Source organism: Mesorhizobium sp. M1E.F.Ca.ET.041.01.1.1 (genome assembly GCF_003997355.1).
Lineage (GTDB): Bacteria > Pseudomonadota > Alphaproteobacteria > Rhizobiales > Rhizobiaceae > Mesorhizobium.
Window position 1 is genome coordinate 1 of the sequence record NZ_RZSL01000196.1, and the last position, 9,907, is coordinate 9,907.

The window sequence follows — 9,907 nt, forward strand, 5'->3', positions numbered from 1 at the left end:
ACCACGCTCATCCTGATGGGCAGCGCCACCGCGCTCTCCTTCGGCCTCGGCTCGGCGCTCGGCATCTATGCCGGCGCCAGACCGGGCGGCTTCCGCGACCGTTTGCTTTCGATCGGCTCGCTGGCGCTCTACGCCGTGCCCGGCTTCTGGCTCGGCCTTGTGCTGATCGTCGTCTTCGCCGTCGACCTGCGCTGGCTGCCGATCGGCGGCATCGAGACCATCGCATCGGCCAAGACCGGGCTGGCACGGGCCGCCGACGTCGCCACCCATCTCGTGCTGCCGGTGGCGGCGCTGGGCTTCATCTATCTCGCGCTTTATCTGCGCATGATGCGCGCCGGCATGGCGGAAGCCTGGCGTCAGGATTTTATCCTCGCCGCCCGCGCCAGGCCCCTGGCGCGCCGCCGCATCGTGCTTGCGCATGTCGCCCGCAACGCGCTCTTGCCTCTGGTCACCATGCTCGGCCTGCAATCGGCGCAGATGCTCGGCGGCAGCGTCGTCATCGAAAGCGTCTTTGCCGTTCCCGGCCTCGGCCGGCTGGCGCAGGAAGCCGTCGCCGGACGCGACACGCCGCTGCTGCTCGGCATCATTTTGGTCAGCGCCGTTCTCGTCGTCGTCATCAATCTCCTTGTCGACCTCGCCTACGCCTTCCTCGATCCACGCGTCGGCGCCAGCGAGGCCGGCCTATGAGCCGGTTACGCCGCATCTTCCGCACGCCGGAAGCGGTTGCCGGCGCGGCAATCCTCGCCTTGCTCGTCGCCATGGCGCTGGCGGCGCCGCTACTTTTCCCGCGCGATCCGCAGGCGATCGCCGGTCCGGCGCTGCTGCCGCCGTTCCAGGACTGGTCGCTGCCGCTCGGCACCGACCGGCTGGGCCGCGACGTGCTGGCCGAGCTGTTTCACGGCGCCCGCACCTCGCTGGCCGTCGGCTTGGCGGCCGCCGCCGCGGCGCTGCTCATCGGAGCTGTGATCGGCACGCTGGCTGGCTTTGCCGGAGGCCTCGTCGACGAAGTGCTGATGCGTGTCACCGACGCCTTCCAGACCGTGCCGAGCTTTCTTCTCGCGCTGGCTCTCGTCAGCATCGTCGGCCCCTCGCTCGGCGTCGTCGTGGCCGCTATCGCGCTCGGCGCTTGGACCGGCCCTGCTCGCGTTGCGCGCGCGGATGTGCTGTCGATCCGCGAGCGCGATTATGTCGCCGGCGCCCGCGTCATCGGCATGCATCCGTTGGAAATTGCCTTTCGCGAGGTGCTGCCCAACGCCTTGCCGCCGGTGTTGGCGCTGTCCTCGGTGATCGTCGCCGCGGCGATCCTCACCGAGGCCGCGCTTTCCTTCCTCGGCCTCGGCGACCCCAACCGCGTCACGTGGGGCGGCATGATCGCCGAGGGCCGAGCGGTGCTGCGCACCGCGCCTTTTCTGTCGATCATTCCGGGCGTGGCACTCGTGCTGACCGTGCTCGGCGTCTATCTCGCCGGAGAAGGCGTGGTCGAAAGCACCGCGGTACGCAGGAGCCTGTCATGACGGCGCTGCCGTCGATCCGCGATCTGACGGTGCGCTACCGTCGCGACAACATCGAGGTGGCGGCGCTGAACGGCATCAGCCTCGATGTTGAAGCAGGCGAGCGGCTGGCGATCATCGGTGAAAGCGGTTCGGGCAAAAGCACGCTGGCGCTGGCGGTGGCGGGGTTGCTGGCGAGGTCAGCCCTTGTGGGCGGAGCGATCGAATGGCCAACAAGCCGATTACAGAGGCCTCGTTCCTTCGCACCCCCCTCTGTCCTGCCGAACATCTCCCCCGCAAGGGGGGAGATTGGCAGTTCCACTGCCGGCCCTCTCGCTGCGACGCAGGAGATTGGCGAAGGCGGAGATGACGACCTAATCTCCCCCCTTGCGGGGGATATGCCCGGTAGGGCAGAGGGGGGTGTGACGGAACGCCGATTATCCGCGATTGGCGATAACAACATCCCCCTCCTCGGCCGCGACATCGGCTTCGTCTTCCAGGACCCCGCCTCCAGCCTCGACCCCGTCATGCCGATCGGCAAGCAGATCGCGGAAGTTGCGCATACCCATCTCGGCCTGACCTGGCCTGAAGCCTATGCCAAGGCCAAAACCCTGCTCGAACGCGTCCGCCTCCCCGACCCAGAATCCGCGCTGCGCGCCTATCCGCACCAGCTTTCCGGCGGCCAGAAGCAGCGCGTGGCGATCGCGGCGGCAATCGCGGCCGGACCGAAACTGCTCATCGCCGACGAGGCGACCAGCGCGCTCGACACCATCGTGCAGGCCGAGATCGTCGCCTTGATCCGCCAATTGGTGGCGGAGGACGGCATGACGCTGCTCTTCATCAGCCACGACATTGCGCTCGCAGCCACGCTTGCCGAGCGCATCGCGGTGCTGCGCCGTGGCGAATTGGTGGAGTTCGGCGAGACTCGCCAGACTATCGAAGCGCCGCGCCATGCCTACACCCGCGCGCTGCTCGATGCCCATCTCGGCCTCGACGCCGAGCCGCTGCTTGACCGGCAGGGCGCTTCGGCATGAGCGTGCTGGCCGTCTCCAATCTCACCAAACGCTATCGGCGCGGCGGCAAGCCTTTTGCGGCGGTCGACGACGTTTCCTTCGAGATCGGGCCGGGCGAGACGCTCGCGCTCGCCGGTCCGTCGGGCAGCGGCAAGTCGACCATCGCGCGGCTGGTGCTGCGGCTGATCGAGCCTGACGCCGGGCGTATCGAGTTCGAAGGCGCGGACTTCCTTTCGCTCTCAAGCGGTGCGCTGCGCGCTCGCCGCGCCCGTCTGCAAATGGTGTTCCAGGATCCGCACGCCGCCTTCAACCCGCGCGCCACGGTGGCGCGCGTGCTGGATGATCCCCTGCGCATCCACGGCATCGCCTCGCGCGCCGAGCGCCCTCGCCGCATCGCCGCGCTTCTGGAGCGCGTCGGTCTGGACGCCGGCCTCGCCAGACGCGCCATCCACGAGATTTCCGGCGGACAGCGGCAGCGCGTGGCGATCGCCCGCGCCATCGCCACGCGGCCATCGCTCATCGTGCTGGACGAAGCGGTATCGGCGCTCGACGTATCGGTGCGCGGGCAGATCCTGGAATTGCTGCTCGACCTGCAAAGACAGGAACGGATCGCCTATCTCTTCATTTCGCACGACCTCGGCGTCATCCGCGCCGTCGCACATCGCGTCGTCATCCTCGATGCCGGCCGGGTTGCCGAGAGCGGCGATGCCCGCACCGTGATCGCGTCGCCGCAATCGGCGATCGGCAAGGCGCTGGTGGCGGCAACGCCGAGACTAGACGGGACCCGACCATGATCCCGCAAAGTGGGACCCGGTTTGCGGACAAGATCATGGTCAAGCAGTAAATCAGGACGCATCATGACCGACCCCGCAACCAGAGCCGAAAAACTGTCGCGTGAGCTCGATTCCGCCTTCCGCAACCGGGCCGATCTCTATCGCCTCTTCCTGGATGAGCTGACCACCGAGCTAGGCGCTGAGAAGGCCGAGGCGGTCATGATCCGCACCATCGAAAAGCGCGGCCGGGAGGTCGCTGCGACGGCCTTCGCCGGCTTCGGCCCCAACGACGCGCTGGCGATCGGCGAGGCGTTCCTCGCCGTAAGCCCGGATGGCGGTCGCATGTACCCGACCCATGTCGAGCACGGACCGGACCACATCGCCTTCAAGGTGAAGCGCTGCCCGCTGAAAGATGCCTGGGTCGAGGCCGGTGTCGGCGAGGAAAAGCTCGCCACGCTCTGCCGCATCGCCGGCGCCTTCGACCGCGGCCTGTTCGAAGCGACCGGCGTGCGCTTCGCCAACGTCACCTGGACGCCAGGCCACGGCTCCGGTTGCTGCCACATCGCGCTGACCAACCGGGACACAGTCTAACCATTCGGCTGCAGCGCCGTGCGGGCGATCTTCCACGCGGACTCGACATGCCGCCGCGCCGCCGCTTCGGCCTCCTCGGGCTTGCGCGCCCTGATCGCATTCATGATCGCGTTCATTTCGGCGATCGCCGGCTCGCGCCGGTTCGCCGAGGCGATCGTCATCGAGCGCAGCTGGTTGATGCGCACGTTGAGCCCGCTCACGATCTCCCAGGCGACGCGCTTGTCCGCGGCTTCAAACAGCGCTTCGTAGAACTTCGTCGTCGCGCGCATCACCGCCGGCGGCTTGCCCGAGGCCCAGGCTTCGAAGAGCTCGCTGAGAGCATGCTCCAGTATCGCTAGTTGCCCATTGGTTGCCGACAGCGCGCAGGCGCGCGCCGCGATCCCTTCGAGAAGAGCCCTGAGCTCGTAGATCTCGTCAGTGCGGCCGAGATCCGGCCGCGCCACCGCCGGCCCGTGTCCGGGGATCATCTGCACGAGTCCCTCGGCCTCCAATTGCCGCAAGACCTCGCGCACGACTGAGCGGCTGACGCCGAGCTGGTCGCAAAGCGGCCGCTCGACCAGCCTTTCGCCGGGCTGGAAATGAAAATCCATTATGGCCTCGCGCATGCGCTCGAGAGCCAATGTTCTCAAGGTCTTGGCGCTGCGATCGATGCGAAGGGTGTCGTCCTGCATGTGCTTGCTCCCTGCGTCGCCACAAAAACAGATTCCATGGCCGGTTGACAAGGTATTTGGTGCTCCATAGTATGGTATACCATAAGACACAGAAGGTGACGCTATTCCGCAGCGCCGCTCGACAGAGGTTTCCATGCAGCCGGCCATTCGCAAGATCGTCACCTACACCGAAAACACGCTGATCGAAGGCGGCAAGGCGGCGCCCAGGCCGCTGCGCCTGATCGGCGTCGCCGCAGTGCTGACGAACCCCTGGGCAGGACGCGGCTTCACCGAGGATCTTTCGCCCGAAATCCGCGCCTGTGCGCCGGTGCTGGGAGAGACCCTGACCCGTGAGATCCTTGCCGTCGCCGGCTCGGGCGAGGCGATCGAGGGCTACGGCAAGGCCGCCATCTGCGGCACGTCGGGTGAGATCGAGCACGCCTCGGCCCTGATCCACACGCTGCATTTCGGCAACCACTATCGCCGCACCGTCGGCGCCAAGACCTATCTTGCCTTCACCAATCTGCGCGGCGGGCCGAACACGCCGATCATGATCCCGCTGATGGACAAGAATGACGAAGGCCGGCGCTCGCACTATCTGACCGTGCATTTCCAGATAGGCGACGCGCCGGCGCCGGACGAGCTGGTGGTAGCGCTTGGCGCGTCCATCGGCGGCCGTCCGCATCACCGCATCGGCGATCGCTATCAGGATCTCAAGGAAGTGGGCGACCTGCATGGCTGACGCCGTCGCAGCTGAGTGGACTGAGGGTACCGCGCCCGACGGCACCAGCTTCATCCGCGCCGGATCGGGCGCGCCGGTGCTCTTCATTCACGGCGTCGGCATGAACGCGGCGATCTGGCGGCCGCAGATCGAGCGGATGGCGGATCGCTGGGACGTCATCGCCATCGATATGCTTGGTCATGGCCGCTCGCCGTTGCCGCCGCAGACACCGGAACTGGCCGACTATGCTGGGCAGGCGATCCGGCTGCTCGATCATCTCGGCTTAAAAAGCGTGTCGGTCGTCGGCCACTCCATGGGCGCGCTCGTCGCGCAGGAGCTTGCTCTGCTCGCGCCGGAGCGCGTCGGCCGCATCGTCTCGCTCAACGCCGTGTTCCGCCGGCCGCCTGAACTCGCCGATGCCGTTCGCGAGCGCGCCGCCGCGCTCACCGGTCGCGGCGACGCGGCAGGCGCTGCGCAGACCATCGCGCGCTGGTTTGGCGATCCGGTTCCGGCCGGACTCACCGCGGCGGCCGAGAAGACGGCGGCGGCGCTGGGCGAGGTCGACCCCGAAGGCTATGCCCGCACCTACCGCCTATTCGCCCGTGCCGATGCCGACCACGCCGAGCGCCTGCCGACGCTGGCCGTGCCGGCCCTGTTCATCACCGGCTCGGAAGACAAAAACTCCTCGCCGGCGATGTCGGCCGCCATGGCCAGGCTCGCGCCGCATGGCCGCTGCACCGTGCTGCCTGGTGAAAGGCATATGATGGCGGTGGCGGCGCCTGATCTGACCACACGCCACATCGCCGACTTCCTTCAGGAACGCGAAGTCGCGGAGGCGGTCACCGATTTCGACAGTGGCGAGTTCCGGCGCGCGCTCGGCTCCTTCCTGACCGGCGTCACCATCGTCACCACCATCGGTCTGGAAGGCGAGCCGCGCGGCTTCACCGCCAACTCCTTCACCTCGGTATCGCTCGATCCGCCGCTGGTGCTCGTCTGCATCGCCCATAAGGCGCTGGGGCACCCGGTGTTCGCGACCTCGAAGAGCTTCGCCATCAATATCTTGAACGAGGGCCAGAAAGCGGCCTCCGGCATCTTCGCCTCGAAAGCGCCGGACAAGTTCGCCTCGGTCGACTGGCGCCCGGGACAGACCGGCAGCCCCATTCTGGACGGCTCGGTCGCCTGCTTCGACTGTGACATGGAGCGGCTGGTCGACGCGGGGGATCATTCGATCCTCATCGGCCGTGTCCGCGATTTCCAGCACAATTCCGCGCAGCCCCTCGGCTATTGCCGCGGCGCCTACATCACGCCCGGCCTCAGCCAGGAGGCGCTCGCCGCCGCCCAGCCCGGCACCGATGTCGGCGCCATCCTCGAGAATGGCGGCCGCATCCTGTTTCTCGAAACGGCGGATGGCTTCCTTGACCTGCCGCGTGGCCGGGGCCTTGGCTCGGCAAGCGACGGCAAGAGCCTCAACGGACTTCTTGCCGCAAAGGCCATCGAGGCCCATCTCGGCTTCCTGTACGCCGTCTGGGACGATGCAGGCAACGCTTCGCGCACCCATGTCTACTATCGTGGCACGTTCGATGTGCCGGCGTCGAGCGATCGCGGCATTCGGCTGATCGACATCGACGCGATCGACGGGTTGAAGATCGCCGACCCGGCGATTCGCTCGATGCTGGCCCGTTATGTGCGCGAATGCACTGAAGATGCATTCGGCGTCTATGTCGGCAACGAACTCGAAGGCGAAGTGCGGCCGCTCGCTCGGGCCGAAGTCGCTTCGCTCAATCCAGGTGACCAGGGATGAAGTTCTCGCTCTTCGTGCATATGGAACGCTCGGATCTCGCCAAGCCGCATTCGGAGCTGCTGGACGAGCTGGGAGAGCTGGTGCTGCTCGCCGAAGAGGCCGGTTTCGAGACGGCCTGGATCGGCGAGCATCACGGGATGGAATTCACCATCTCGCCCAATCCGTTCATCAACATCGCCTATCTGGCGGCCAAAACGAACCGCATCCGCCTCGGCACCGGAACCATCATCGCGCCCTTCTGGCACCCCATCAAGCTTGCGGGCGAGGCGGCCATGACCGACCTCGTCACCGGCGGCAGGTTGGATGTCGGCATCGCGCGCGGCGCTTACAGCTACGAATATCAGCGCGTCTTCCCGGGGCTCGATGCCTGGGGCGCCGGCCAGCGCATGCGCGAGATCATACCCGCAATCCGCGGCCTCTGGGACGGCGACTACGAGCACGCCGGCGAGTTCTGGCAGTTCCCGCCGACCACCTCCTCGCCCAAGCCCTTGCAGAAACCCTACCCACCGATCTGGGTGGCTGCCCGCGACCCGAACTCGCACGACTTTGCCGTCGCCAACAGATGCAAGGTGCAGGTGACGCCGCTGGCCTCCGGCGACGACGAGGTCGCAAGCCTGATGCAGCGCTTCAACGCCGCCTGCGCCGCGCATCCGGACATCGAACGGCCGGAGATCATGCTTTTGATGCACACATTCGTCGCCGAGAATGCGGCCGACGCCGATCGGCTCAGCCAGGATCTATCGACCTTCTACTGTCAGTTCGGCGCCTGGTTCCAGAACAAGAAGCCGGTGCATCAGGGCATATTGGAGCCGCTGACCGCCGACGAGATTGCCGCCATGCCGCAATACGCGCCGGACAAGATGCGCCAGAACCTGGTGATCGGCGAGGCGGATGAGGTGATCGGCCGGCTGAAGGCCTACGAGACGCTCGGCTACGACCAGTACTCGATCTGGATCGACAGCGGCCTTTCGCACGAGCGCAAGAAGAAATCTCTGCAACTGTTCATCGACCGGGTGATGCCGGCCTTTATCTGATCGCGAGCCTCCATGACCGACGCTCTTTTCAGGAACTTCATCGACGGCCGCTTCGACGAGCCGTCCGCGACCTTCGACAGCATCGATCCGTCGACCGGCGCGCCTTGGGCGAAGATGCCGGCGGCGACCGAAGTCGACGTCGACCGCGCCGTCGAGGCGGCGCACCGCGCGCTGCGCTCCGGACCTTGGGCGTCGATGACGGCAACCGCGCGTGGCAAGCTGCTGGTGAAACTCGGCGATCTCGTCGCCGCCAATGCCGGGCGCCTGGCCGAGCTGGAGACGCGCGACACCGGCAAGATCATCCGCGAGACCCGCGCCCAGATCGCTTATGTCGGCGACTACTACCGCTACTATGGTGGGCTCGCCGACAAGCACGAAGGCGCGCATGTGCCGATCGACAAGGCGGATCTCGACGTCACCATCCGCCGCGAGCCGATCGGCGTCGTTGCCGCGGTGGTGCCGTGGAACTCGCAGCTCTTCCTCTCGGCGGTCAAGCTCGGTCCGGCGCTGGCCGCCGGCTGCACGGTGGTGCTCAAAGCCTCCGAGGACGGCCCGGCGCCGCTGCTCGCCTTTGCCGAGTTGGTCAGCGAAGCCGGCTTTCCAGCCGGCGCTGTCAACATCCTCACCGGCTTCGGCCAGGAATGCGGGCGGCGCCTGACCAGCCATCCGCTGGTCTCGCGCGTCGCCTTCACCGGCGGCCCGTCGACGGCGCGCGCCATCGTCAGGAACACGGCGGAGAACCTCGCCTTTACGACGCTTGAGCTTGGCGGCAAAAGCCCCGTCGTCGTCTTCGCCGACGCCGATCTCGACAGCGCCGCCAATGCGGTCGTCGCCGGTATCTTCGCCGCGACCGGGCAGAGCTGCGTCGCCGGCTCGCGGCTGCTCATCGAGCGTTCGGTGAGGCAGGAGTTCCTCGGTCGGCTGAAGCAAAAAGCCGAAGCGATCCGCATCGGCGACCCACAGGATCCGGCCACCGAAATGGGGCCTTTAGCCACGCTGCGCCAGCGCGACTGGATCGAGAAGGTCGTGGCCGAGAGCCTCGCCGCGGGCGGCACGCTCGTGACCGGAGGCAAGCGCCCGGACATCGGCGCGGGCTTCTACTACGCGCCGACCATCATCGATGCCGGCGACATCAACCTGCCCTGCGTGCGCGAGGAACTGTTCGGCCCGGTGCTCAGCGTGCTTGCCTTCGACACCGAGGCCGAGGCGCTCGCGCTCGCCAATGACACGCCCTTCGGCCTCGCCTCCGGCGTCTTCACCTCCAATCTCGGCAAGGCGCACCGCATGGCGCGCGACATCCATGCCGGCGTCGTCTGGGTTAACACGTACCGGGCGGTCTCGCCGCTCGTGCCCTTCGGCGGCTACGGCCTGTCGGGCCTCGGCCGCGAAGGCGGGCTGGACGCCATCCGCGATTACACGCGCTCGAAATCGGTCTGGATCAAGACCTCGGACGAGCCGATCCCTGATCCCTTCGTCATGCGCTGAGAACGGCATGACGAGGATGCACTGACAAGAACAAGAAACGGAACAGAGAAATCAGAGGAGAATGACATGAAACTGATCTTAGCCGGCGTTCTCGCCGGACTGCTGGCGGCAACCGCCGCCAAGGCCGACGAAATGGTGTTCACCAGTTGGGGCGGCACCACGCAGGAGGCGCAGACCAAGTCCTGGGCGGAGCCGTTCGCGGCCTCGTCCGGCATCAAGGTGCTGCAGGACGGCCCGACCGACTACGGCAAGCTGAAGGCCATGGTCGACGCCAAGAACGTCACCTGGGACGTCGTCGACGTCGAGATGGACTTCGCCATCAAGGCGGCGAAGGACGGATTGCTCGAGC

Annotated in this window: 10 protein-coding genes and 1 pseudogene; 10 read left to right on the forward strand and 1 reads right to left on the reverse strand. The window is 66.9% G+C overall.

Annotated elements, in window-relative coordinates:
- The 5 genes from EOA38_RS17430 to EOA38_RS17450 all read left to right on the forward strand — a co-directional run.
- Nucleotides 1–687: ABC transporter permease (locus EOA38_RS17430; protein WP_145965985.1), on the forward strand; the 687-nt coding region annotated here is incomplete at its 5' end.
- A complete protein-coding gene (locus tag EOA38_RS17435; protein ID WP_126091842.1) occupies nucleotides 684–1,514 on the forward strand; it encodes an ABC transporter permease in 831 nt (276 codons plus the stop codon). The genes EOA38_RS17430 and EOA38_RS17435, both read left to right, overlap by 4 nt.
- Entirely contained in the window at nucleotides 1,511–2,524 is a 1,014-nt protein-coding gene (locus tag EOA38_RS17440; protein WP_127220889.1) for an ABC transporter ATP-binding protein, read from the forward strand. The genes EOA38_RS17435 and EOA38_RS17440 overlap by 4 nt, the downstream gene beginning before the upstream one ends.
- Nucleotides 2,521–3,297 (forward strand): ATP-binding cassette domain-containing protein, encoded by a 777-nt coding sequence (locus EOA38_RS17445; protein WP_126091839.1) that lies wholly within the window; start codon nucleotides 2,521–2,523, stop codon nucleotides 3,295–3,297. Before EOA38_RS17440 ends, EOA38_RS17445 begins: the two co-directional genes overlap by 4 nt.
- A gap of 63 nt (nucleotides 3,298–3,360) precedes the next feature.
- Nucleotides 3,361–3,867 carry an L-2-amino-thiazoline-4-carboxylic acid hydrolase gene (locus tag EOA38_RS17450; RefSeq protein WP_126091838.1) on the forward strand — a complete coding sequence of 169 codons (507 nt, stop codon included), beginning with the start codon at nucleotides 3,361–3,363 and terminating at the stop codon, nucleotides 3,865–3,867.
- Here the strand turns inward: EOA38_RS17450 and EOA38_RS17455 are convergent.
- A complete protein-coding gene (locus tag EOA38_RS17455) occupies nucleotides 3,864–4,538 on the reverse strand; it encodes a GntR family transcriptional regulator (protein WP_126091837.1) in 675 nt (224 codons plus the stop codon). The two genes, EOA38_RS17450 and EOA38_RS17455, sit on opposite strands and share 4 nt — an antisense overlap.
- 133 nt (nucleotides 4,539–4,671) lie before the next feature.
- Between EOA38_RS17455 and EOA38_RS17460 the strand changes: the two genes are divergently transcribed.
- From EOA38_RS17460 to EOA38_RS17480, 5 genes and pseudogenes are all read left to right on the forward strand, one after another.
- Complete coding sequence (locus EOA38_RS17460) at nucleotides 4,672–5,259, forward strand: amino acid synthesis family protein (protein WP_126091836.1); 588 nt, start codon at nucleotides 4,672–4,674, stop codon at nucleotides 5,257–5,259.
- Nucleotides 5,252–7,039 (forward strand): alpha/beta fold hydrolase, encoded by a 1,788-nt coding sequence (locus EOA38_RS17465; protein ID WP_126091835.1) that lies wholly within the window; start codon nucleotides 5,252–5,254, stop codon nucleotides 7,037–7,039. Before EOA38_RS17460 ends, EOA38_RS17465 begins: the two co-directional genes overlap by 8 nt.
- Complete coding sequence (locus EOA38_RS17470) at nucleotides 7,036–8,073, forward strand: LLM class flavin-dependent oxidoreductase (RefSeq protein ID WP_126091834.1); 1,038 nt, start codon at nucleotides 7,036–7,038, stop codon at nucleotides 8,071–8,073. Before EOA38_RS17465 ends, EOA38_RS17470 begins: the two co-directional genes overlap by 4 nt.
- 12 nt (nucleotides 8,074–8,085) lie before the next feature.
- Nucleotides 8,086–9,558, forward strand: coding sequence for an aldehyde dehydrogenase (locus EOA38_RS17475; protein WP_126091833.1), 1,473 nt, complete (start codon nucleotides 8,086–8,088; stop codon nucleotides 9,556–9,558).
- Between the two features lie 66 nt (nucleotides 9,559–9,624).
- Nucleotides 9,625–9,907: pseudogene (locus EOA38_RS17480) on the forward strand (ABC transporter substrate-binding protein); the annotation flags it as partial.

What these genes read in the sequence shown, in the direction of transcription:
- EOA38_RS17435 (WP_126091842.1), top strand. Translation starts at nt 684, where the DNA reads ATGAGCCGGTTACGCCGCATCTTCCGCACGCCGGAAGCGGTTGCCGGC.
- EOA38_RS17440 (WP_127220889.1), top strand. Translation starts at nt 1,511, where the DNA reads ATGACGGCGCTGCCGTCGATCCGCGATCTGACGGTGCGCTACCGTCGC.
- EOA38_RS17445 (WP_126091839.1), top strand. Translation starts at nt 2,521, where the DNA reads ATGAGCGTGCTGGCCGTCTCCAATCTCACCAAACGCTATCGGCGCGGC.
- EOA38_RS17450 (WP_126091838.1), top strand. Translation starts at nt 3,361, where the DNA reads ATGACCGACCCCGCAACCAGAGCCGAAAAACTGTCGCGTGAGCTCGAT.
- EOA38_RS17455 (WP_126091837.1), bottom strand. Translation starts at nt 4,538, where the DNA reads ATGCAGGACGACACCCTTCGCATCGATCGCAGCGCCAAGACCTTGAGA.
- EOA38_RS17460 (WP_126091836.1), top strand. Translation starts at nt 4,672, where the DNA reads ATGCAGCCGGCCATTCGCAAGATCGTCACCTACACCGAAAACACGCTG.
- EOA38_RS17465 (WP_126091835.1), top strand. Translation starts at nt 5,252, where the DNA reads ATGGCTGACGCCGTCGCAGCTGAGTGGACTGAGGGTACCGCGCCCGAC.
- EOA38_RS17470 (WP_126091834.1), top strand. Translation starts at nt 7,036, where the DNA reads ATGAAGTTCTCGCTCTTCGTGCATATGGAACGCTCGGATCTCGCCAAG.
- EOA38_RS17475 (WP_126091833.1), top strand. Translation starts at nt 8,086, where the DNA reads ATGACCGACGCTCTTTTCAGGAACTTCATCGACGGCCGCTTCGACGAG.